Source organism: Sphingomonas sp. P4_G3 (assembly GCF_056401105.1).
Genome location: NZ_JBFUJZ010000002.1, coordinates 205,640 through 229,425 on the forward strand (window position 1 = coordinate 205,640; position 23,786 = coordinate 229,425).

Below are 23,786 nucleotides of genomic sequence, written 5' to 3' on the forward strand. Positions count from 1 at the left end.
TCATTCCCTGTACGTCGAAATTGAAAAGGGCCGCCACGGGGACGGCCTTGTGGGGAGCGCGCTTAAGCGAGAGCGCGGCCGAAGTCAACGCGGAACGGTCAGCCGGCATTGTCGACAGATGGGGGCGGTGTCTTGGCGATACAAGACACATGAGATGGCGCCAAAATGGCGTTAAAGCCAATCGCGCCGGCGGGATAGCAGGGTAAGTAGGGGTCAGGGAGCATCAATGACCACCATCGTTTCCACCGTCGCCTATCTCGGACTGGAAGCACGCGCGGTCGAAGTGCAGGTGCAGCTGATTCCCGGTTTGCCCAAGTTTATCGTTGTCGGGCTGGCCGATAAGGCGGTGGCGGAGAGCCGGGAGCGCGTGCGCGGCGCGATCGCGGCGATGGGGCTGTCGATGCCGCCCAAACACATCGTCGTGAACCTGTCGCCCGCCGATCTGCCCAAGGAAGGGACGCATTTCGACCTGCCGATCGCGCTTGGTCTGCTCGGTGCGATGGGCGTGGTCGACGCCGAGACGCTGAGCGAGCTGGTCGTGGTCGGCGAACTTGGGTTGAACGGCCGAATCGCGCCGTCGCCGGGCGTCCTGCTCGCCGCGCTCCATGCGTCGGGCGAAGGGAAGGGGCTGGTCTGCCCGGCCGCACAAGGCGCCGAAGCGGCCTGGGCTGGGTCGATCGACGTGATCGCCGCGCCTGACCTGATTGGCCTGCTCAATCACCTCAAGGGCAATCAGTTGATCGGTCCGCCGCAGCCCGGCGAGGCCGTGGAACCGGCTGCCGGCCCCGATCTCCGGCAAGTGAAGGGTCAGGAAACCGCCAAGCGCGCGCTCGAAATCGCCGCCGCGGGCGCGCACAATCTGTTGATGATCGGGCCGCCGGGCGCGGGCAAATCGCTCATGGCGTCGTGCCTGCCGGGCATCCTGCCGCCGCTTGATGCCGGCGAAGCGCTCGAAGTGTCGATGGTCCAGTCGGTCGCCGGCACGCTCGACGGCGGGCGGATCACCCGCGCGAGACCCTATCGCGCCCCGCATCATTCGGCGTCGATGGCGGCATTGGTCGGTGGTGGTCTCAAGGTGCGGCCGGGCGAAGTCAGCATGGCGCATCTCGGCGTGCCGTTCCTCGACGAGCTCCCCGAATTCCAGCGCGGCGTGCTCGATTCGCTGCGCCAGCCGCTCGAGACCGGGACGGTCAGCGTCGCGCGTGCCAATGCACATGTGACCTTCCCGGCGCGGGTGCAGCTCGTCGCGGCGATGAATCCTTGCCGTTGCGGCCATCTCGGCGATGCGTCTCTCGCCTGTGCTCGCGCGCCGAGATGCGCCGCCGATTATCAGGCCAAAGTGTCGGGACCGCTGCTCGATCGCATCGACCTGCACGTCGAAGTCCAGTCGGTCAGCGCCGCCGATCTCGTCCTGCCGCCGCCGGCCGAGGGATCGGCGGAGGTCGCGCGGCGCGTGATGGCGGCGCGACAGGTCCAGGCGCGGCGTTATGCCGACGAAACCGCCCGCACCAATGCCGAAGCCGATGGCGACCTGCTCGAAGCGGTGGCGACGCCTGATGATGCCGGACGCACCTTGCTGGCCCAGGCCTCCGAAGCGATGCGGCTGTCGGCGCGGGGCTATACCCGCGTGCTCAGGGTCGCGCGGACGATCGCCGATCTTGCCGGTGCGGCCGATGTCGGGCGCGTCCATGTCGCCGAGGCGCTGAGCTATCGCCGGCGTGCGCCGTCCAGCTGAGGGACAGATACGGCGAGAGTTGGTTGTAATCGTACCGGGATAGGATCAGGTTACCCTCGCGACTCGGGGGAGTATCACGATGAACGGATCGACTGCGGCTGCTAAGACGCTGGGGATCCTTCGCTTTCAACTCCTCCACCATGGCGCAAGGGCGCACACCGGCGTTTCTGCCGGATGAAAATTGTCATGAAACGGATCGCAAAACCCACATTAGGCTAACAGGGAGACGTTTGATGCAATGGATGCTTATGCCGCTGAAACGGTATGCGGATTTTCAAGGCCGCTCGACCCGGATGGAGTTCTGGATGTTCGCTCTGTTCGTGACGATCGTGATGGTCGTCCTTCAGATCCTGATGGGTATCATGTTCGCGTCGTCCATGTCGGTCGATCCCCAGACGGGCGTGGTAACCGGTGGTGGGGGCGCCGGAATATTCGCCGTCATCATCTGGGTCTTCTATCTGGCTATTCTCGTCCCGAGCATCGCCGTTGGAGTCCGCCGCATGCACGACCAGGATAAATCGGGCTGGTTCATTCTGATCCCGATCGCAAACCTGATCTTCTATTGTCTGCCTGGTACGCCGGGCCCGAACAAATATGGCCCCGATCCTCTGGGCGGTGCGGGCAATTTGGGGCAGACCTTCCAGTAGGGGGCTGCGTTAGTCGATCGAGACGAGAGCAAGGAGAGACATTCCATGGAATGGATGTTTATGCCGTTGAAGCGTTATGCCGAATTTTCGGGGCGCTCGCGTCGGCAGGAATTCTGGATGTTCATGCTGCTGCTGGCCATCATCTGGCTGGTTGCGCTCGTTACCATCGTAGTGATCGCGGGCAGCGCGATGAGCATGGCCGGCACCAGTTCCGATGGCACGCCAAGGCTCGGTGGCATGGTGGGTATGTTCGCCTCCATGGGCATCATCGCCATCATCCTGGGGATCGTCTGGCTCGCCTTGCTGATCCCAATTATCGCGGTGCAAGTGCGGCGTCTCCACGATACCGATCGGGCGGGCTGGTGGCTGTTTCTGTACTGGGGTCCGTACCTGCTGGCGTTGGCGCTTAGTGTCGGCGGCGCCGTCAACCAGAGCGCCGGCATATCGGGAATCGGCGTGATCTTCTCGCTCGTGTCGTGGATCGGCGGGATCGTTCTGCTCGTCTTCTGGTGCCTTCCAGGTACCAGTGGGCCGAACCGCTTCGGTCCTGATCCGCTGGGCGGTATCGGCAATCTGTCGCAGACCTTCCAATAACCCTGCGCGGCGGCTTGCCCGGACGAAATCGCTCGTCCAGGCAAGCCGTCGGCCTGCCGATCACCTTACGGTAAAGCTGCGCGCGACGCGCGTCGCACTTCGACAAGACTCTGGTGTGCGCGGCTTCCTGCCATCGCCCGACTTCGTCGCCACGCTCAGCCTTGCCGGTCCAACAGGCAGTCGATGAACGCGCGCAACGCCGGCTGCTGCTGCCGCCGACTGGGATGGTACAGGTAGACGCCGGGAAATTTAGGTGAATAACGCTCGAGCACGCGGACCAACTTGCCTTCTTTCAGCCACCCTTCCATCCATTCGTGGGAAGCATAGGCGATCCCGAGGCCCTGGAGCGCGGCCTGCAAAACCACTTCGATATCGTTTGCGATGATCGGCCCTTGCACCGCAATCTCGAATTCCCTGCCGTCTTCTTCGAATTCCCAGCGATAAAGGCTGCCGTCGGTCGGCCAGCGCCAGTTGAGGCAGGCATGGTTATGGAGCTCGTCCGGGGTTTCGGGCGTGCCATGACGCGCGAGATAATCCGGCGAAGCGACCGCCATCATCTCCAATTCACCGGTCAGGCGCACCGCGATCATGTCCTTCTCGAGCAGCTCGCCAAGCCGGATTCCGGCGTCGAAGCGGCCTGCGACGATGTCCGTCAGCGCATCGTCCACCGTGACGTCGAGTATCACGCCGGGATTGTCGCGATGGAAGCGGCCCAATCGGGGCGCGATCAGCCTTATCGCGGCCGTTCGCGGCGCGTTGATCCGCAACATGCCCGCCGGACGTTCGCGCGTTGAAGCCGCCTCCGCGACGGCCGCGTCGAGTTCGTCCACGGCGGGACGAAGCCTTTGATAGAGGCGTTCGCCGGCCGTCGTCGGAGCCACGCTTCGCGTCGTCCGATTGAGCAGGCGAACGCCAAGCCGTTCCTCGAGCTGGCGAATAGTCTGGCTGAGCGCCGAGGGCGTGATACCCAGATGCGCCGCTGCGCGGACGAAACTGCGATGCTCCGCCACTGCAGCGAAAGCGTTGAGGTTCGCAAAATCCGTGCCGCGCATTATCCACCACCAACTTAATAGAGAAGGTGTATTCTAGCGGATAATCTAACTGTTGGTCAGGAGCCATATCGCCCCTCGCACGAGGACGCATCGCCGCGTTCGTGGGAGAATGGACAATGACCAATAGTTTGACCCTTCAATCCTACCGTTTGCTCGGCCGCTCGGGCTTACGCGTTTCGCCGCTCTCATTGGGCACGATGACGTTCGGATCCGACTGGGGCTGGGGTGCCGACGAGGACGAGGCACGCCGCCTGTTCGATACCTATGTCGATCGCGGGGGGAATTTCATCGACACCGCGAGCATGTATACGGGCGGGTCATCCGAGCGCCTTCTCGGCACGTTCATGGCCGATAAGCGCGAGCAACTCGTTATCGCCACCAAATATACGATGAGCCGCCGACCGGACGACCCCAATGCCGGGGGCAACCACCGCAAGTCGATGGTCCGTTCGGTCGAGGAGAGCCTCAGGAAACTCGGTACCGACTATATCGATTTGCTGTACCTGCACGTCTGGGATTTCACGACGCCGGTCGAGGAAATCCTGCGCGGGCTCGACGACCTCGTGCGCCAAGGCAAGGTCCTTTATCTCGGGATCTCCGACACTCCCGCCTGGCAGGTTTCGCGGATGCAAGTGATCGCGGATCTTCGCGGCTGGTCGCCACTGGTCGCATTGCAGGTCGAATACAGTCTCGCCGAGCGCACCGTCGAACGCGACCTCGCGCCGATGGCCGAGGAGATGGGGCTGGGGGTTATCCCGTGGTCGCCGCTTGCCGGCGGAGTACTGACCGGCAAGTACAAGCGCTCGGACCTCGAAGCCGAGGCGTCGGCAAACCCGACGGGCACCCGCCACAACGTGGTGCTCGCGCACAACATGCTTACCGAGCGCAACCTCACCATCGCGGACGAGGTCGGCAAGGTCGCCGAAGAACTGGGTAGGTCGCGCGCACAGGTGGCCCTCGCCTGGACCCTGCTCAATCCTGCGGTCACCTCGCCGATCATCGGTGCCCGTACGCTCCACCAGCTGGAGGACAATCTCGGTGCGCTCGATGTCGAGTTCAGCGATGAGCAACGCGCACGGCTCGACGCGGTGAGCGCCATCGATCCCGGCTTTCCGCACGTGATGATGCGCCTGCCGATGGTCCAGCAGGTCATTTTCGGAGAGACCCAGGTGCGGCGCCGCCGGCGAAGCTGATTTTTAAAGAGGGCGCCCGAGGGGCGCCCTCTTCGTCTGTACACCTACGCGGCGCGCGCACGACCGATGGACGGCTGTCAGCTCAACGCCAGCTGCTTGTTTGACCTCGAGCCCAAAGATCATTGCAGCCGGAATGAAACCAGGCCCGCACGATTGGAAACAGCTAATTCCGGTATGGAAATCCCAAAAGCGCTCGCTTATAGACCCTCAAATCGTCGATCAGTGGCCCCTGATGTGCCTCGTCGACACGCGGGCGTGGTGGAACTGGTAGACGCGCCGGACTCAAAATCCGGTTCCGAGAGGAGTGTGGGTTCGATTCCCACCGCCCGCACCATCTTCAAGCTACCATAGGTTGCACGATCAGGCGACGGATCCTGCCTGGATTGGGGAAGGGCGGCTATAATGCCGCCGGTAAGACTGACGATCTTCGAACCGGAAGCGGCGCAGCGGACACCGGCTATTCGCCCAGCCGGCCCTGCGCCGCGACGTGAGTCATAAACCTGCCGTCGTGGTGAACATCGACGCTGCGGAATGCCGGCGTGAAGATGTCGAGCGCTTCTGAGAGCGGCGGGCTGGTCATGATGTGCATGCCGGCGCTGTCTTGATATCCCCATTCGATGAAATCAGAACCGCGTGACATGACCGAGAAACCGGTCTTCGCCGCGTAGGCCGACCGGTTGAAGCTCGCCAGATCCTCGGCAAGCAGCAATTCGACATAAAGCGCCCCGCCCGGGGCGATCCAGCCGACGACCCGGCGCCACAACGCGGCGATCGCCTCGCGGTCGGCGAGATAGCAATAACCGCCCCAAAAATTCGTCAGCAGGTCGAACGACGCCGGTGCGAATTGCGTCTCCGCCATGTCGCCGCAGATGAAGTCGGCGTCGGGCGTCGCGGCGCGAGCGCGCGCCAGTTGCGCCTCGCTGAGGTCGAGACCGGTCATGCGGGCTTGCCCGGGAAATTGCGAGAAATGCCATCCCTGACCACAAGCGATGTCGATCCACCGCGGGTCAGGCCCAAGCGCGCCAAGCAACCTGCCGAGCACCTCGAGGTTCAGCGCATGTTTGGCTGGCCAGGCGGTCAGATACAACTCCGGATAGTCACGGGCATAGGAAGGACCGTACAGCGCCGGCACGCGCTCCCGATAAGTCGATGTCGGCTGGATTGCGGCTTGAGGCATATCAACACTCCATCGCAGGTTCGGCGGCCGCGCCGACAATGTCTTCCGGCCGGTAGAGGAAATGATCGAGGTCTCCGCGCACCATCGGCTCGTCGGGACTGGCATTCTGGATGCAGCACCAGTGAAAGCGGGCAATGTCGCGAGGCAATGCGTGGCCGTGCATCACTGCGTCTCGCCATCGCGAGACGATCTCGGTGGACTGATCGGAAGGAATGCGATGGCGCGCATGATTGCCGTAGAAATGGACGAACATGTCGCCTGGCCGATAGAGCAGGGGATGGTTCTGGAGGCCGTCGACATGGCCGATCCGTACGCGGTCCGACGGCGCTTCATTGAGGACCGCGATCATCGCTTCCTGCTCGCCGATCCCGTCCCATACGGCGCCGTGCGAGACGAACCCGGTTTGCGCATAGGCCCGTTCCAGGAAGCCGCGCGACCAGGCCGACCGGCGCATCAGGAACACGCCGGTATTGATCGGCATCCGCGCCATGCCGCTCTCGATCGGCACGCCGATCAGGCGGAAGAACGCGTCATGGGACTGCACGATCATGTCATGCGCGGTGTCGAGGAACCGGTCGAGCGGCCGCTGGTCGAAGATCAGCGTGTCGCTGTCCGCCCATAACACCCATTCATGATCCTGGAACGCCGCCAGGATGGCCGGAATCTTTGCCCAGCAGGCTGGACGGTCGCGCGCGATCGGCACTTCCGAGATGAAATCATAGCCGTGGCGCGAACAATATTGCCGATGGTTCTCAACGGCGAGCACGCCCAGCACTTCGTATTTGAGACTGGTGTTGATCGCCGGTACGTCGTTGAACGTGATCATCGCGATATCGGAGACAGGAAGGCTCATCGGTGACCTCCGGGGACCATTGGCTTGAGATAGATGTTGAGGCGCGGCTGCGAATCGCGGTCGATGCCCAGTCCGACAAAGGCGATCTCGACCGGCGCGTCGGGCTCCAGCGCAAAGAATGGCGGCGCGGTCAGCCGGTGGCGTCGCGCATACCCCTCGATCCGGTGCGCCCAGTCAGTCCGGCTACGAGGGACGCAATGGCCGCAAAGGTCCAGCTTGACGTCGGCGAGGGCGCCGGTCGCGACGCTCACGCCGACACTGCCGACGATCGCCGAGACCGGAGTCGCCATCCCCTCGGTTGCATCCGATAGAAACGCGGGGAGCGCCTCGTGCCTCAGCAGCGAAACCCCCAGCTCGGACAGCGGCGCCGATCCGTTGGGCCGCCAGTAGAATTTCGCCCGTGCGTCGCGCGCGCTGCTGCCCTCCACGCCCACGCTGATCAGGGTGCTGTGCTCGGAGAGATCCGTCAGCGCCGCGGCCGCTTGTGCCGCCGCGGGGGAGAGGTCGACCAGCCACGCTAAAGCGCGCGCCCAGCGCGATGCGGGATCGCCCCACCGCGCGGTCGCGTAGATCGCCACGCCGCGTCCGTCTATCCCTGCCGCCAGCCAGGCGTCGCCGCCGTTGCGCAAATAAGGAATACCGCATCCAGAGGGGGCCATGTGCTCCAGTACGGACGTGCATAGACTGGCCATGTCGGGCGCATGCCATTCGTCGAGTTGCGCCAGAGCTCGTCGGGATTGGCTGCTCCGCAACCGAGCATCTCGTCCGCCGAGATGCGGGTCGGCGATGAGGCGTAGGTTCGGTTCCGCGGAGTCCGGACGAAGGCCAAGGCAAATCTGGATCGGCGAACCGTCGTTGTTCAGCGTCGATCGCCAGCCGGCGGGGTCGCGCGGAACGCCGATCCGAGCGGAAAGACGGTCGATCCTCTCCTCTTCCGTGCCGGAGAGAAACGCGGCGCTTCGGATAAAGCCGGCGAGTGGATCGTCGCGGGAAAGGGAAGAGGGGGCCAATGCCGTCACGAAACCGCTCCTGATTGGATCAGGCGATCAGCCAGCAGCAACGCCAGCAGCGCCTGGTTGCGGGCGAAGGTCGCCCAGGTCACGACATGGCCGTTCAGGATCAGCGAGCATCCGCAAGGAACGACGATTCCCCGAACCAGCGCTGACGCCACCGCCACGCTGAACAGGCACAACAGCGCCGCCGCCGATACGATCGCCGGCGCGGCGAGCGGCGGCAGGAACGACAGCATCAGCAGAAGTCCGACGCCAATCTCGCCGATCGCCAGTCCCCGCGCGGCCGGCGCAACCGCATCGTGAGGTAGCAGCCGATATTGCGCGATCACGTGGCGGATCGAGGATTGGCGCAGCAGCTTCGATGCCCCCGACATGACGAACACCAAGCCGAGGCACAGCCGGATCGATGTGGCGAAGAGGGTGATCGGATCGGGCATGGTTGGTCGCGGTGGCGATCGGGAACGGTGATGCCGTCCCCGATCGCTCGTCCGCTCCGCCTCAGGGCACCTGGTACAGGATGGCGGTCCCCAGATCGCCATTCCCGCCATTCATGCCGGTCGCACCCGTATTCCCCGGATGCCCTTGCGCGTTGGCATTGCTGTCGCCGCCGCGACGTCCACCCGGCCCAGGCGCGCCGCCGCCGCCGGCGGTGCCGCCGGTGCCGCCCTGACCGCCGCCCATATCGGCAGTATATTCGGGAGTCGGTATGCCGGCCGAATATCTGATCACGACGTTGCCGCCATTGCCGCCACGGCCGCCGTCACCGCCACGACCGCCATTGCCGCCATCGCCGCCGATGCCGCCGTCCTGGTCGTCCTCGCAGCCCTTGCCATTGCCGCCTGGGCCACCTGAGCCGCCGGACCCGCCACTGCCGCCCGAGCCGCCATTACCGCCATTGCCGCCACGCCCGTTGACGTTGAAGCCAGTGATGAACTCGGTAACCGAGACAGTCAGCGAACCGCCATCCTGTCCGGCAAAGCCGTTAGTCCCGCTCGAACCGTTGGTGCCGCCGTTGCCAGGGCCGCCAGGCTTGCCGGCGTCGTCGCCGTCCCAATGGCAAACCGCGTTCTGGCCCTCGGCGCCGGTGCCGCCGTCATGGCCCGGCGTCCCGTTGCTGCCGGGTGTGCCATTGTCGCCGTTGATGAATATATTATACGCCATTTCAAATCCTTCCCGCGAAAAATGCAATCGTCTAAAGGTGGTTCGTGTCAGTGCGGCCGACGGATCACGTCGCCCGGGTGCAGCACGATCTGGCGCCCCTTGCCGGTGAATCCGGCGGCGTGAATCGAGGTCTTGCTGCCGCCGCGCAGCTTGATCCGGCCGGTATTCTCGACGGTGATGTAATTGGCGAACAGCGCGCTGATATTGACGTGCAGCGTCGCGCCCGCGGCCACGTTGATGTTGTTGAAGACGAACACCGGGATCCTGACCTTGAGGTTGGCGATCCAGGCGTCCAGCGCCGGCTTCTGCTTCACATCGACGCTCGCGCTGTGGCCGTAAACATAGGCGCCTGCCAACAAGTGGAGGTCGTCCGATTCCGCCTGGGTGTAGCTGGGCTGGACCGGAATGATCGCCGACGGCAGCATTGATGTCGCCACCGAGCGCGATGGCGCGATGCTGAGCGCCGAGGCGATCGTGCGGACACCAACCGTCGGCTTGGCAAGGGCGTCGTCTGGATTGCCGAGCCACTTCTTCACGTCATCGAGGCTCTTCGGCTCCAGATATTTCAGGTTCGCCTTGAGCTTGGTGTTGGACGCGTCCAGCACCAGCTCCTGGTTGGCCGGAACGTCGATGTCGGCCGGATTCGCAGTGCCTAGGTCCAGGTTGAAGCTCTTCAGTCGTTGGGCCAATGTTATCTGAGGCATGACTTTCTCCTGACATTGTACTTTTTGAAAATTTGCAATGACGCAGAGAACCCGTCGCAATTCGTCAGACGAAGTGCGTCATTACGATCTGATTATAATTGTTCGGCGACTCGTATGCGTCGTATTCACGCGTACAGGGGCGTCTTTCGGAGAAAGGCGCGCAGCATCATGATTGTGTGATGCTCACATGCAATCTAGATATGTTGGAAAGTTTGATATATTGCCGACGCTCTACCCGATAGGTGAGAGATTACCCGGCGAGTTGCGCCGTATGGCAAGATAAATTCTGTCACACTCCTTCCTTCGGCTATGAAGGAATTCATCCTCCTGCCAAAATCAGCGGTGCGACCCGAATTATTATTTTGGGGGTATTCCGGAAATCTACTCTTCTGCGCTTTTGCTGTCCACGACCCGATGTCGTTAATCACCTATTTCCCTTTATTTTGAGCATGAAGCGCCCTTTTTATGAGACAGTCCGCGTCGGCTAATGATTGCGCGCCGCGAGTCGCTCGCCCGAAAAAAGCAAAGCAAGCAAGCGATTACGATGTGATTGGGAAGCCAAACGCTATTTTGGGCGTCAGGCCGACCGCGGTTAGTAACTGCTGTTGGCCGCGCAGCGGTTGGTCGCTCCGGCTCGCTTATATCCGCCGCGCGATTACCGCCGCGTAGCCGACAAATCGCCAGTCGGTCACTTGGCCGACGGTTTCCTCGGCATGCCAGCGATCGGGTTGGGCAGGGCGCCATTCGGCCGGTCGGGGTGACAGGTTGAACACGCACAGCATGGTCTCGTCGTCCGCCGACCGTTCGATCGCCAGGATCGTCTCGCTCGCTTCGATTACGCGCGCATCGCCGCGCATCAATGCCTCGCTGGCGTGCCGGAACGCGAGCAGATGGCGCGTCAGGTTGAGCAAAGAGTTCGGATCCTGATTCTGGCGATCGACCGCCAGCGCCAGATGATCTGTGCCAATCGGCAACCATGGCGTGCTCGAACTGAACCCGGCATGGTCGTTGGCGTCGGCGCGCCAGGGCATCGGCGTGCGCGCGCCGTCGCGCGACAAGGTCAGCGGCCAGTTGGCGATCGCTTCGGGATCGCGCAGCGCCTCGAACGGGATGTCGACCTGAGTGAGGCCCAGCTCTTCGCCATTGTAGAGGAAGACATTGCCGCGCAGCGAGATGAGCAGCATCAGCTTCATCCGCGCGAAGGCGTCGCGATGTTCGGGCGTGGCCCAGCGCGAGATGGCGCGCGGCGCATCGTGATTCTCGAACGCCCAGCTTGGCCAGCCGGTCCCGGGCGTATCGGGCCATTGCGCGAGCGCGTCGCGCACCAAAGCGGGCGTCAGGCTGTCGGCGTAGAGGAAATTGAAGCCATAAGCCGAATTGAGGCGCTGATCGCCCTGGGTGAAGGCGTGCATCTCGGCCTCGGGGCTCGGGCCGCCGACCTCCGCGACGGTGAAGGTCGCGCCGTAGCGGTCGAGCAAGGCGCGGAGCCGCTCGAGGAATGTCGGGATTTCCGGTTGGCTCTGATTGTGGACGTGGAGCTGGAAATCGAACGAGCGCGTGCGCGGACCCGGAGGCGCCGGCGGGTTATCGGTCAACGCGGGGTCGTGCATCGAAAAGTTGATCGCATCGATGCGGAAGCCATCGACGCCACGATCAAGCCAGAACTTCGCCACATCGAGCATCGCGTCCTGCACGACCGGCAAATGCATATGGAGCTGCGGCTGCTCGGGCAGGAAATTGTGCATGTAATATTGCCGCCGCGAGGCGCTCCAGGTCCAGGCGGGGCCGCCGAACACCGACTGCCAATTGTTCGGCGGCGAACCGTCGGCCCGGGCATCGGCCCAGACATACCAGTCCGCCTTGGGGTTGGTGCGATCGGCGCGGCTTTCCAGGAACCAGGGGTGGCGGTCGCTGCTGTGCGAATAGACCTGGTCGATCAGCACCTTGAGCCCCAGCGCATGGGCGCGGGCGACCAACGCGTCGAAATCGGCCAGCGTGCCGAAGATCGGATCGACGTCGCAATAATCGGCCACGTCATAGCCGAAATCAAGCATCGGCGAGGTGAAGAAGGGCGACAGCCAGATCGCGTCGACGCCCAGGCTGGCGACATGGTCGAGATGCGCGGCGATGCCGGGCAAGTCGCCGATGCCGTCGCCATTGGTGTCGGCGAAGCTGCGCGGATAGATCTGATAGATCGCCGCCCCACGCCACCATTCGCGCGCGGTCTGGACGGAGGGCAAGCGGGCGGCGTCGTTCACTGGGCCTCGCAAATGATGAAGTCGAGAGGAGCGAGGCTGACCTTGAGGCTACCCGGCGCGGCGGCTTTGGCTTCGCACGCGCCATGCAGCGCGGTGAAAGCAGTGGATGTGTCGTCGACCAGCACGTTGGCGTTAAGCGGCGCGGTGGAGGTGTTGAACGCGATCAGCACTTCCTTGCCGGTGTCGGGATCGAACCGCGACACCGCGAACAGACCAGGCTTGTCACCCCAGGCGCGCGGCACCTGGCGCCCCCGGGTCAGCGCGTGGTGGCTGGTGCGGATACGGGCGAGGTCGGCGATTGCCTTGAAGATGGGATTGTCGGTGCCGAAGCTCGGAGTGGCCGTGGTCTTGGTCGTGCCGAGCAGTTTGGTGTCGTTATACACCGCGACTTTGCTGGCGAACATGTCCTCGCGCGCCAGCTGGTCGTTGCCCTTGCTGACGAAACCCTGCTCGTCGCCATAATAGATCGTCGGCACCCCGCGCAGCGTCAGCAACATGGCATGGCCAAGAATGACCCGCTTGAGCACTTCGTCGTCGCTCGCCTGCGGCATGCCCGCCTTCACGAACATCGAGAAGCGGCCCATGTCGTGATTGCCGAGAAAGGTCGGCAATGTCCGCGCGGTCGCCTCGCCATTCGCATAAGCGGGGTCGCCGAAGAACATGTGAAACAGTTCGCTGGTCGGCGCGCCGCGCGCGACGGTATCTGCCACCGCGCGTTCGAACGCGAAGTCGAGCACGGCGGGCAATTTATCGACGCGGGTGTGCGCGGCGAGCCGCGCGACGTCGAGGTCGCCGGTGAAGACTTCCCCAAAGATGTGGAAGTTGGGGATGCCCTTCGCCTTGGCCCGGGCGAGCATCGCGGGGACGAACGCCCGCCAGAAAGCGGGGTCGACATGCTGCGCGGTATCGATGCGATATCCGTCGATGCCGAAATCGTCGATCCACTTGCCGAAAATGTCGATCATGCCCGCGATCACGCGCGGATTCTCGGTCATCAGATCGTCGAGACCGGAGAAGTCGCCGAGTTGCGAATCCTCGGTCGAGAAGGTCGAATCGCCGCGATTATGGTAATAGATCGGGTCGTTGAGCCAGGCCGGAACCTTGGCCTTCTCCTCCCCCTTGGGGAGGTAAGGGGTGTAGGCCCAGGTCGGATCGGTTAGCCTGGCGAAATTCTCCGACGTGGCGACGCCGTCGCCCAGGAAGCCGGGATTGATCGCCGGGCCGCTCACGCCGCCTTTGCGCGTGTACGGATAGTCGGCACGGCTGCGGTACGCGCAGGGTTTGTCCGCTTCGCACTCGCGATATTTGATCACGTCCGCGGTGTGGTTGGCGATGATGTCCATATAGACCTTCATCCCGCGCGCATGTGCCGCGTCGACCAGTGCCTTGAAGTCGGCGTCGGTCCCGAAATGCGGGTCGACCTGGGTGAAATCGGTGATCCAATAGCCGTGATAGCCGGCGGATTCGTTGCCTTTGGGGCCTTGCACGGCCTTGTTCTTGAAGATCGGCCCAACCCAGATCGCGGTCGCGCCCAGCGCCTGGATGTAATCGATCCGCTTGAGCAGGCCCTTGAGGTCGCCGCCATGATAGAAGCCCTTGGCGGTCGGATCGAAACCGGTGACGAGCCGATCGCCCTTGAGGCTGCCGGTGTCGTTCTTCGGATCGCCATTCTCGAACCGGTCGGGCAGGACGAAATAGATCACTTCGTCCTCTGGCAGGCGATCGCGATAGTTGGAGCCCGGTGCCGGTGGGGGAGTGGCGCCGGGCGACGCCAGCGCCGGTTGCACGAGCGCGGTCGCGAGCAAGGCGGTGAGCAACGAGCGGCGGATCATGTTTGTTTCTCCAGAGCCTCGCCCGTCATCGACGTGACGAAGTCGCGATGGCTGGGCAGCGTCTCCGCCTTGACGCGATAGGACTTGGCGAGCGTGTCGAGGAACGGACCGACATCCTGTCCGGGCACGTTGTCGGCCAGCGGCGACCAGCTGCGCGGCATGATGCCCTGGCCGATCATCACCTGGCCCCAGCTGTCGTCGAGAAAGAGCTCGTCCTCCTCGCGGACGAACGCGCCGGCTTCGCGGAACAGGGCGATCTTTTCCGCCAGCGTCGCCGGCAGCTCGATCGCCCGGCAATGATCCCAGAACGGCTCGCCGATTCGGTCGTTGGCGATGTAATGCAGGACGATGAAGTCGCGGATGCGCTGCCACTCGATGGTCGACAGGCGGTTGAACGTGTCGCGCGCGATAGCGACGTTCGACAAGTCGCCCGACAGCAGAGTGAGCAGGCGCCCGAGACCCGACTGGACGAGATGGATGCTGGTCGATTCGAGCGGCTCCATAAAGCCCGCGGCAAGGCCCAAAGCGACGCAATTATGCGACCAGAAATCCTGCCGATGCCCGCTGGTGAATCGGATCGGGCGGGGATCGGCAAGCGCCTTGCCCTCGACATTGGCGAGCAGCAATTCGCTTGCCTCATCGACCGACATGAAGTCGGAGCAGAAGACATGGCCGTTGCCGGTGCGATGCTGCAGCGGGATGCGCCATTGCCAGCCGGCGGGGCGCGCCATCGACTGGGTGTAGGGGCGCAGCTCGGGGCGCGTTTCGCTCGGCACAGCCAAGGCCGTGTCGCAGGGCAGGAAGCGGCGCCAGTCGACGAACGGAACGCCGAGCGCATCGCCGAGCAACAGGCTGCGGAAACCGGTGCAATCGATGAAGAACGAACCTGCGATCTCGCGGTCGCGGTCGAGCCGCAGTGCGCGGATATCGCCCGTTTCGGCGTCGCGCTCGACCTGTTCGATCAGCCCTTCGACCCGTCGGACGCCGCGTTCCTCGGCATAGTCGCGCAGCATTGCCGCGAATAAGGCGGCATCGAAATGATAGGCATAAGCAAGCTCGGTCGGCTTGCCGTCGCGCCCCTCGGTAGTAGCGAACCGCCCCAGCCGCGTGGCGGCGACGTTGTAGCTGTAATCGCCATAATCGCCCGCAACGCCGAGATGCCGGCCGCGCAGCCAGAGCTGGCGGAACGGGATCAATCCGACGCCGCGCCCGACCTGGCCGAAGCTGTGGATGTAGCGATGGCCGGGGCGCAGCCAGTCGCTGAACTCGATCCCCAGCTTGAAGGTGGCGTTGGTGCGCCGCAGGAATTCGGCCTGGTCGAGCCCCAGTCCGATGATCAGATTGTGGATCTGCGGGATCGTTGCCTCGCCGACGCCGACCGTGCCGATCGCATCGGATTCGACCAGGGTGATCGTCGCGCGATTGCCGAGGAAGCGGGCGAGGATGGCAGCGGCCGTCCATCCTGCCGTCCCGCCGCCGGCGATGACGATGTCGAGCGACGTGGGTTCAGTCATGTCAGGCCTTCACCATCGAATGCGCCTCGCCGGCCGGAACCGGCGAGGCTGTTCGTGTATCAGAACTTTAAAGTGAAGCCTCCGACGACGCGGCGGCCATAGGTCTGATATTTGAGCCAGGCGCCGGGGAAAGCTGCGCCGTTCACGTCGGCGACCGTCGCCGACCGGGTGTCGGTCAGATTTTGGCCCTGAACGTACAACGAGAGCCCATGCAATGCGGATGTCGCGGGGAAATCGTAGCCGACCTGTGCGTCATAGACGGTTTCTGCCAGCACTTGCTGGCGATCAAGGCCGCCGCTGAACAGCGAGAAATCGCCGAGGAAGCCGGAGCGATACCGCATGCTGCCGCGCAGACTGAACCCGTCGGCTTCGTAATAGACCGTCAAATTGCCGACATATTTCGAATAGCCGGGGATGACCGTGACCCGACCGGCAAAGTCCTTCACCTTCGTTTCGGTATAACCGAAACCGCCGGTCAGGCCGAAGCCGGAAAGCGCCTTGGTGAACAGGTCGAATGGCAGCGTGCCGGCGGCCTCGATACCGTAAATGTGCCCGCCATGCGTATTCACCGGGCCGCTGAACTGGCCAATGGGCGAAGACGGCACATTGCCGGGGGGAGTGGGGAAACCCGAATAATCGAAGTTGAGATCGAACGCGCTGGGGTCAATATAGGTATTGATGTGCTTGTAGAAGGTCTGGAGCGCGATATAGCCCTTCGACCCGAAGTATTTCTCGAAGTTGAGATCGAACGCCGTCGCCTTATATGGGCGCAACAGCGCGTTGCCGCCGCTGCCGACATAGATCGGTGGCGTACGGGTATTATCGATGCCGAAGTTCACGATATTGGTCAGCTGATCCATACGGGGGCGCATGATCTGCTGCGACGCGGCGAACCGGATCACGAAGTCGTTCGGAAAACGGAAGTTGAGATTCATACTGGGCAGCACGATCCAATAGGAATCCCTGACGGTCGGCTTGGTCGCACCCTTCGACGTGAGCGCTGTGCGAATTCCCTGCACGCCGATATTGCCGGTGAGTTTTACTGCTCCGAGATCGGCGTTCAGATTGGCCATGGCGTATGGGGTCCAGACCTCTTCGGTCACGTCATAGGCCTGCGACGCGCCGGAGGTATTGGGCACGTAGACGAGCACATTGTTCGCAACCAGGGTTCGCGGATCGTAAGCCAAGATCGGCCCGAACCCTCTGTCCAGCTGTACCGGGCTAAGGATCAGGTTCGACGGGATCGCCGCGGTTGTCGCGCCACCCGGTGGCGACAGAAACGCTTCGTCCTGGGTCAGCACCTTGGTGCGATAGGTATAGTCGACACCGACCTTGATCGATTTGACGAAGTTGCCGACGTCCTGCTCGATCTCGCCACGCAGCTCGATCAGATCGTCCTTGCTCTTGCGAATTTTGTCGTAGCCTGCCTGGACTGGCGTGCCCGACCAGCCTTCGACGTCGGTCAGCACCAACGCGGAGCTGGCACCGTTATAGTCGCTGGTAAAGACCGGCCCCTTGTCGGTCAGCTTATAGCTCACCGTCGCCGTCGGATTCGGCAATGCGCGGCCGAGACCGGCGGTGGTTTCCAGACGGTCGTCCCTGCGATCCGTGCGCGACCAGCTCGCGTCGAACAGGGCGCGCGTCGACCCGCCATTGTCCCACTTTAGATTGCCGGCGAGCGAGTAGGTGCTGGCCACGCGGTCATTCGCGTAATTCTCGATGACCGGCGTTCCCTTGATCGTCGCCGACGTCACGAGCCCGCGCGAATCCGCGGTGTAGTTCAGAATTTGATCGTGCCCGCAGCCACCACCGCAGTTGAACGGCATTTCTATGCCGCGCTGATCGATCCGGTCGACGAAACGAGAATAGAATCCGTCGACCGTCAGCATCAGGTCGTCGCTTGCCTTCACCTGGATCGTACCATTGGCCCCGAAGCGCTTCAGCTTGTCCGACTCGGACCAGGTCTTGACTCCGTTCATGCCATATTGGTTCGGCCCGTAAGCGCCGTATCCCCAGGCGTTCCAGTCGCGCGTCTGATAAGGCTCGTCGGTGTAAGCGGCCGACAGCGCGATACCGATCCGATCGTCGGCGAATTTGTCGACGAATGTGCCATAGACCCGATAGCCCAGGTCACTCGTTCCCGGCTGCAGCTTCTGATCGACATAGGTGCCGCGCGCGCCGACCGCGAGGATGCGCTTGCTGACGTCGAGCGGGCGGATGGTGCGCAGGTTGATGCTGCCGACCAGGCCGCCGGCGGTGAGATCCGCTTCCGAGGACTTGTAGACGTCGACGCCCGCCAGGACTTCCGACGGATATTGATCGAATTCGACCGCACGGCTGTCATTGGTCGTGGTCTGTTGGCGGCCGTTCAGCGTCGTGGTCGAGAAATCCGGGCCGAAACCACGGATCGAGATGATATTGGCGCGTCCGGCGCTGCGCTGCGCGGAGATACCGGGCAGGCGCGCGATCGACTCGCCGATGCCGTTATCGGGCAGCTTGCCGATGTCTTCCGACGACACCGATTCGACGATCTGTTCGGAATTCCGCTTCTTCGCGGTCGCGCTGGCCAGCGCGGCCCGAAAGCCGCTGACGACGATATCCTGCGACGTGTCGGCGTTTGCCTGTTCGTCGGCCTGCGGAGCCGCCGCGGTGGGCGCCGTCTGCGCGAGTGCCGGCGACGCGATCACCGTCAGCGCGCCGGCAAGCGCGATGCCGCTTGCGCGCACGGCAAGCTGGGTACGACGGTTCGAACGGAAAGCAGTCATCAATTCCTCCCCTTGCGGCCGCACCATATTTGGCTGGCGGCATCAACGCGGCCCACATGGCGCGTGCAGATATGCTGCGCTTATGTTGCAGCGGGGATGGGGCCAAGTTGGCCACATACGTATTCAGGATTATGCATAAGGCGGTGTTGCCCCGCTGCATCGCTGAGGATCAGGTTCTGGCCTCCCTTTCTATAGCCCTCTCCCGCAAGCGGGAGAGGGTTGGGTGAGGGTCTTCTTTCTTCTTCCAGGCGTACGTCGAAAACAGAAGAAGAAGACCCTCACCCTCCCACCGCCTGATGGCGGCGGGCCCCTCCCTCTCCCGCAGGCGGGAGAGGGCTTACCTCATCGCGGCCGACGTTTCTCCGCGCGGTCCCACGCGCACCGACACTGCCGGCTGAATACGTATGTGATGGCGTTCCGACCCTCGCGCCGCTCGCCTAGGCTCCAACGATCGCCCCAGGACAGAGGGCGGTTGGGGAGGGACGATTTGCCGGACACTCGTTATGCGCGCGGGCTCTATCGCGCCGCCGCGCTGCCCGCTACACTCGCGCCCAACCGGCCGCAGGCGATGGCCGGCAGCGGGAGAAGCCGTCGGGCGATGCTAACCGACAAACCGACGTCCTTCGATATCGCGCAACGCGCGGGCGTATCCCAACCGACCGTGTCGCGCGCGCTGCGTGGCGATCCGACGGTCAGCGAAGCGACGCGCAAGCGGATCGAGGCGATCGCGGCGCAGCTCAATTACAAGGTCGACAAGAACGCCTCCTCGCTGCGCAGCCGCCATACCAACACGCTGGCGCTGTTGTTCTTCGAGGATCCGACCCCCGACGATTCGCTGATCAATCCGTTCTTCCTCTCCATGCTGGGGTCGATCGCGCGAACCTGTGCGCTGCGCGGCTATGACCTGCTCACCTCGTTCCAGCAGCTCTCGTCCAACTGGCATGTCGATTATGAGGACAGCCACAAGGCCGACGGCATCATCCTGCTCGGCTATGGCGATTACGAAACGTATCGCGCGCGGCTCGAACAACTCGAGGCGCAAGGCACGCATTTCGTGCGCTGGGGGTCGGTCCAGACCGGTCAACCGGGGACGACGATCGGCTGCGACAATGTGCGCGGCGGGCGCGATGCGGGCGCGCATCTGATCGGGCTGGGGCGCCGCCGGATCGCCTTCCTTGGACAGGTGTCGAGCCATTCGCCCGAACTCGCCGATCGCTATCGTGGCGCGTGTTCGGCAATGCTCGAAGCGGGGATCGACCCCGATCCGGCGCTTCAGGTCGACGCGATCACCACCGAGGCGTCGGGGTACGAAGCGGCGATCGAGCTGTTGCGGCGCGGCGTCGCGTTCGATGCGGTCTTCGCGGGCAGCGACCTCATCGCGATCGGCGCGATGCGGGCATTCGAGGGAGCAGGGCTCAGCGTGCCGGGCGACGTGTCGATCGTCGGCTTCGACGATATTCCGGCGGCGAGCTTGTCGCATCCGCCGCTGACCACGATCGCGCAGGATTACGCCAAGGCGGGCGCGATGTTGGTCGATACCCTGCTGCGCCAGATTCGCGCGCAGCCGGTCGAGGCGGCGATGCTGCCGCCACGGTTGGTCGTTCGACGCTCGACGGCGCCCCGGGCATGAGCACACTTTCGGCGGAGAAGCCGCGCCAGACCTGGCGCGGGCTGTGGAACATTTCGTTCGGCTTTTTCGGCATTCAGATCGCGTTCGGGCTGCAGAATGCGAACATCAGTCGTATTTTCCAGACCCTGGGTAGCGATGTCGGCAGCCTGGCGCTGTTGGCGATAGCGGCGCCGGTCACCGGGTTGGTCGTGCAGCCGCTGATCGGCCATTTCAGCGATCGGACCTGGGGGCGGTTCGGGCGTCGGCGACCTTATTTCCTGGTAGGCGCGGTGCTGGCAGCGCTTGCGCTACTCGGCATGCCGAATGCGACGACCTTGCTCGCCGCGGCTTTGTTGCTGTGGATGCTCGATGCCTCGATCAACGTGTCGATGGAGCCATTCCGTGCGTTCGTCGGCGACATGGTCGCGCCGTCGCAGCGGACCGCAGGCTATGCGTTCCAAACAGGCTTCATCGGTGCGGGCGCGGTGATCGGCAGCCTTGCGCCATTCGCGATGGCGAAGTTGGGCGTCAGCAATGTGGCGGCGGCGGGGGAGATTCCATCTTCGGTCCGCTACGCTTTCTATCTGGGCGCGGTGATGATCTTCGCGGCGGTGTTGTGGACCGTGCTGACGACGCGCGAATATTCGCCCGAACAGATGCGTGGTTTCGATGCGGTCGACGCCGGGGCAGAGCATGAAACGCCGATCGCTCCGCGTGGCGGTTGGTGGTGGTTGCTGGCCGGCTTGGTGGTCGTCGCGGGCGTCTGGCGGTTCGCGCTCGAGCGCGATCTCTACGTGCTTGGTGGGGCGCTCGCGGCGTTCGGCATTCTTGGCCTGATCGCCGCGATGATGGTGCGCGGTGGCGGCGATAGCGCGCTGGTGCAGATCATGAGCGATCTGTCGCGGATGCCCGACCAGATGAAGCGGCTGGCGCTGGTCCAGTTCTTCTCCTGGGTCGCGCTGTTCATCATGTGGATCTACACCACGCCGGTGGTGGCGCAGTATGTGTTCCATTCCACCGACACGACGGCGAAGGCGTATAACGACGGCGCCGATTGGGTCGGGGTGCTGTTCTCGGTCTATAACGGTGTCGCTGCGCTCGCCGCGTTCGTATTGCCGTTGCTGGCCAAGCGGATCGGGGCGCAGAAGACTCATATGCTGTGCCTGTTGATCGGCGCCGTCAGCTTCGCCTCGCTGCTGGTCATTCGCGATCAGCAATTGTTGCTGCTGCCGATGATCGGGATCGGCTTCACCTGGGCGTCGATCCTGACGATGCCCTACGTCATCCTCGCCGGCGTGCTGCCGCAGCACAAACTCGGTATCTACATGGGTATCTTCAACTTCTTCATCGTGCTGCCGCAGCTGCTGGTCGCGACGGTGATGGGCGCGATCATCCGCACTTTCTTTCCGACCGAGCCGGTCTGGACGATGGCGTGCGGTGCGATCGTGCTGGTACTCGCGGCGGCGTCGATGCTGCGGGTGAAGACGGGCGCGGAGCCTAACGCGGCAGCGTGATCGTCGCCGCGAGGCCGCCTTCGGCGCGGTTTTCCAGCCGGATGTCGCCGCGCGCCTCGCGGACGATCGCCCGGGCCAGCGCCAGGCCAAGGCCGATGCCGCCGGTTTCCTTGTTGCGCGATCCCTCGATCCGCGTGAACGCCTCGAACACCTCGGGGATGCGATCGGGCGGGATGCCCGGGCCCTTGTCGCACACCACGATCTCGACCGCCTTGGCGTCGGATCGCAGGAACACCTCGGCGCCGCCACCATATTTGACTGCGTTCTCGATCAAATTGCGGATCGCGCGCCGCATCAGCGATGGCCGCAAATGCATCGTCAACCGTTCGACCTCGGTGAACTCGACCGGCATGCCGAGGTCGCGGAAATCCTCGACCACCGCATCGACCAAAGCGGCGAGGTCGACTTCGGTCGCCTGCTCGCTCGGCCGCCCCAACCGCGCCAGCGACAGGATGTCGTCGAGTGTGCGATTCATCTCGTCGATCGTGTCCGCCATGCGCGCGCGGTCGTCGTCATCCTCGACCGATTCGATGCGGACGCGGAGCGCGGCCAGCGGCGTGCGCAGATCGTGTCCGATCGCGCCCAGCATGCGGTCCTTTTCCTCGAGCATCGCGCTCACGCGCGTGCGCAGGTCGTTGAACGCGCTGATCAGCGTGCGGACGTCATGCGGCCCGCTCTCGGCGATCGGGCCATCGGCTTCGCCGGGATGGAAACGCTGCGCCGCCTTGGCCAGCGACCTCAGCGGCTGGGCGATACGACGCGTCGCCAGCAACACCGGCAGCAACACAATCGCGTAGAGTACCAATGTCTGGCCGATTAGCCGCGACAGGAACGGCCATTCCGAATCCTGCCAGGGCACCGAGGCCGCCCACCAGCCGACCTTGGGTTGTTCAACGGCGATCAATAGCTCGTGCCGTACGAAGCGATAGCGCTGCGCCCGGACGCGCGACATCTTGCCGAAACGTGGGTCGTCGGACCGCAGCGGACGGATTCCTGTCACTATCTGGCCAACCGGAACTCCCGCCTCGTTGAGGCGCGCGCGCAACGCTTCCTCGATATCGGGTCGCCGCCGCAGCCCGCCTTCGACCGGATTGGACGGCCAGGGGCGCGAGCGGAACCGGTCCCAAGGCGTCTCGTCGCCGACCGGAGGGGCGGCCGCGATGTCGAGCGGCTGGTCATGCCGGTTGCGGGGGCCCTGCGACGCGTCGACGATCCGTGCCGCGACGGGGCCCACCGTCTGTTCAAGCCGGAATGCCTGGCGATCACGCAAGCTCAGCCCGAAATTGACGGCTTGCGCAGTGAACAAGGCGATGGCGACCAGTACCGCCATCTGGCCCGGGAGATTGCGCGGCCACAACCTCATAGTCGCGTGACTTCCGCGGCAAGCGTGTAGCCGCCGCCCCATACCGTCTTGATCACGGTCGGGTTCTTGGGATCGGGCTCGATCTTGCGCCGCAACCGGCTGACCTGATTGTCGATTGCGCGATCGAACGCCATCGCCTCGCGCCCCTGGGTCAGATCGAGCAACTGGTCGCGCGTGAGGACCTGGCGCGGGCGCAGCACCAGCGCCAGCAGCAGATTATATTCGCCGGTCGACAACGGCACCGACACGCCTTCGCGATCGACCAGCGCGCGTTCGCCGGACTTCAATACCCAGCCGGCAAAGGCGTAGGATCCGCTTTCGGGCGCGTGCTGACGTGCACCGCTGCCGGCTGCGCGGCGGAGGATGACGCGGGCGCGCGTCGCCAGTTCGCGAGGCGAGAAGGGTTTGACGACATAATCGTCGGCACCCATTTCGAGCCCGACGATGCGGTCGGTCTCCTCGCTCTTGGCGGTCAACAGGACCACGGGAATATCGCCGGTCGCGCGGATATGGCGACACAGGCTCAACCCGTCCTCGCCCGGCATCATGATGTCGAGGATGACCAGGTCGATGGCATAGGCCGCCATCCGCGTGCGCGCGCTTTCGGCATCGCCAGCCTGGGTGACGCGAAAGCCCTGCTTGGTCAGATACTGGGCGAGCGGTTCACGGATCGAGCGCTCGTCGTCGACCAGAAGAATGTGGGGAATGCCGCCCATCGGCACTTCGCTAAGCATCAATCGTCCCCCTGAAAAGCCCTGATGGCGAAAAGGCCCAATGAGGAAAGGGTGGAGGGCCGGGCGGG

The 23,786-nt window shown here is 63.9% G+C and carries 19 protein-coding genes and 1 tRNA gene; 7 read left to right on the plus strand and 13 right to left on the minus strand.

Features of this window, described 5'->3' with window-relative positions:
* Positions 1-226: 226 nt before the first annotated feature.
* From AC1DQQ_RS06535 to AC1DQQ_RS06545, 3 genes are all read left to right on the plus strand, one after another.
* Entirely contained in the window at positions 227-1,735 is a 1,509-nt protein-coding gene (locus tag AC1DQQ_RS06535) for a YifB family Mg chelatase-like AAA ATPase (RefSeq protein ID WP_478044637.1), read from the plus strand.
* A 233-nt stretch (positions 1,736-1,968) separates the two neighbouring features.
* Entirely contained in the window at positions 1,969-2,382 is a 414-nt protein-coding gene (locus tag AC1DQQ_RS06540) for a DUF805 domain-containing protein (protein ID WP_478029331.1), read from the plus strand.
* Positions 2,383-2,427: 45 nt separating this feature from the next.
* Positions 2,428-2,976, plus strand: coding sequence for a DUF805 domain-containing protein (locus tag AC1DQQ_RS06545; RefSeq protein ID WP_478029330.1), 549 nt, complete (start codon positions 2,428-2,430; stop codon positions 2,974-2,976).
* 155 nt (positions 2,977-3,131) lie between these two features.
* Here AC1DQQ_RS06545 and AC1DQQ_RS06550 read toward each other — a convergent pair whose 3' ends face one another.
* On the minus strand, positions 3,132-4,028 hold the full coding sequence (locus AC1DQQ_RS06550; protein ID WP_478044639.1) for a LysR family transcriptional regulator: 897 nt from the start codon (positions 4,026-4,028) through the stop codon (positions 3,132-3,134).
* 116 nt (positions 4,029-4,144) lie between these two features.
* On the opposite strand from AC1DQQ_RS06550, the gene AC1DQQ_RS06555 reads away from it, so the two are divergent.
* A complete protein-coding gene (locus AC1DQQ_RS06555; protein ID WP_478044640.1) occupies positions 4,145-5,221 on the plus strand; it encodes an aldo/keto reductase in 1,077 nt (358 codons plus the stop codon).
* A 249-nt stretch (positions 5,222-5,470) separates the two neighbouring features.
* A tRNA-Leu gene (locus tag AC1DQQ_RS06560) sits at positions 5,471-5,555 on the plus strand.
* Between the two features lie 123 nt (positions 5,556-5,678).
* On the opposite strand, the gene AC1DQQ_RS06565 is transcribed toward AC1DQQ_RS06560, so the two are convergent.
* From AC1DQQ_RS06565 to AC1DQQ_RS06610, 10 genes are all read right to left on the minus strand, one after another.
* Positions 5,679-6,398, minus strand: a complete 720-nt coding sequence (locus AC1DQQ_RS06565; RefSeq protein ID WP_478044641.1) for a class I SAM-dependent methyltransferase — start codon at positions 6,396-6,398, stop codon at positions 5,679-5,681.
* Between the two features lies 1 nt (position 6,399).
* Entirely contained in the window at positions 6,400-7,251 is an 852-nt protein-coding gene (locus AC1DQQ_RS06570; RefSeq protein WP_478044642.1) for a glycosyltransferase family protein, read from the minus strand.
* Positions 7,248-8,270 carry a hypothetical protein gene (locus AC1DQQ_RS06575; RefSeq protein WP_478043655.1) on the minus strand — a complete coding sequence of 341 codons (1,023 nt, stop codon included), beginning with the start codon at positions 8,268-8,270 and terminating at the stop codon, positions 7,248-7,250. The genes AC1DQQ_RS06570 and AC1DQQ_RS06575 overlap by 4 nt, the downstream gene beginning before the upstream one ends.
* Positions 8,267-8,701, minus strand: a complete 435-nt coding sequence (locus AC1DQQ_RS06580; protein ID WP_478041794.1) for a MauE/DoxX family redox-associated membrane protein — start codon at positions 8,699-8,701, stop codon at positions 8,267-8,269. Before AC1DQQ_RS06580 ends, AC1DQQ_RS06575 begins: the two co-directional genes overlap by 4 nt.
* A gap of 61 nt (positions 8,702-8,762) precedes the next feature.
* Positions 8,763-9,425, minus strand: coding sequence for a hypothetical protein (locus tag AC1DQQ_RS06585; protein WP_478029323.1), 663 nt, complete (start codon positions 9,423-9,425; stop codon positions 8,763-8,765).
* A 47-nt stretch (positions 9,426-9,472) separates the two neighbouring features.
* The gene (locus AC1DQQ_RS06590; RefSeq protein WP_478029322.1) at positions 9,473-10,129 is read right to left on the minus strand and encodes a hypothetical protein; all 657 of its coding nucleotides are present in this window, start codon (positions 10,127-10,129) and stop codon (positions 9,473-9,475) included.
* Between the two features lie 638 nt (positions 10,130-10,767).
* Positions 10,768-12,387, minus strand: a complete 1,620-nt coding sequence (locus AC1DQQ_RS06595) for an alpha-glucosidase (protein WP_478044644.1) — start codon at positions 12,385-12,387, stop codon at positions 10,768-10,770.
* Complete coding sequence (locus AC1DQQ_RS06600) at positions 12,384-14,219, minus strand: alpha-amylase family glycosyl hydrolase (RefSeq protein ID WP_478044645.1); 1,836 nt, start codon at positions 14,217-14,219, stop codon at positions 12,384-12,386. The genes AC1DQQ_RS06595 and AC1DQQ_RS06600 overlap by 4 nt, the downstream gene beginning before the upstream one ends.
* A complete protein-coding gene (locus tag AC1DQQ_RS06605; protein WP_478044647.1) occupies positions 14,216-15,733 on the minus strand; it encodes a tryptophan halogenase family protein in 1,518 nt (505 codons plus the stop codon). The genes AC1DQQ_RS06600 and AC1DQQ_RS06605 overlap by 4 nt, the downstream gene beginning before the upstream one ends.
* Before the next feature lie 59 nt (positions 15,734-15,792).
* On the minus strand, positions 15,793-18,498 hold the full coding sequence (locus AC1DQQ_RS06610) for a TonB-dependent receptor (protein WP_478044649.1): 2,706 nt from the start codon (positions 18,496-18,498) through the stop codon (positions 15,793-15,795).
* 568 nt (positions 18,499-19,066) lie between these two features.
* Between AC1DQQ_RS06610 and AC1DQQ_RS06615 the strand changes: the two genes are divergently transcribed.
* Together AC1DQQ_RS06615 and AC1DQQ_RS06620 are read left to right on the plus strand one after the other, a co-directional pair.
* Positions 19,067-20,128 carry a LacI family DNA-binding transcriptional regulator gene (locus AC1DQQ_RS06615; RefSeq protein ID WP_478041895.1) on the plus strand — a complete coding sequence of 354 codons (1,062 nt, stop codon included), beginning with the start codon at positions 19,067-19,069 and terminating at the stop codon, positions 20,126-20,128.
* Positions 20,125-21,621 carry an MFS transporter gene (locus AC1DQQ_RS06620; protein WP_478041790.1) on the plus strand — a complete coding sequence of 499 codons (1,497 nt, stop codon included), beginning with the start codon at positions 20,125-20,127 and terminating at the stop codon, positions 21,619-21,621. The genes AC1DQQ_RS06615 and AC1DQQ_RS06620 overlap by 4 nt, the downstream gene beginning before the upstream one ends.
* Here AC1DQQ_RS06620 and AC1DQQ_RS06625 read toward each other — a convergent pair.
* Positions 21,605-22,984, minus strand: coding sequence for a sensor histidine kinase (locus AC1DQQ_RS06625; RefSeq protein WP_478041789.1), 1,380 nt, complete (start codon positions 22,982-22,984; stop codon positions 21,605-21,607). The genes AC1DQQ_RS06620 and AC1DQQ_RS06625 overlap by 17 nt on opposite strands.
* Positions 22,981-23,700 carry a response regulator gene (locus AC1DQQ_RS06630; protein ID WP_478029534.1) on the minus strand — a complete coding sequence of 240 codons (720 nt, stop codon included), beginning with the start codon at positions 23,698-23,700 and terminating at the stop codon, positions 22,981-22,983. Before AC1DQQ_RS06630 ends, AC1DQQ_RS06625 begins: the two co-directional genes overlap by 4 nt.
* Positions 23,701-23,786 lie beyond the last annotated feature (86 nt).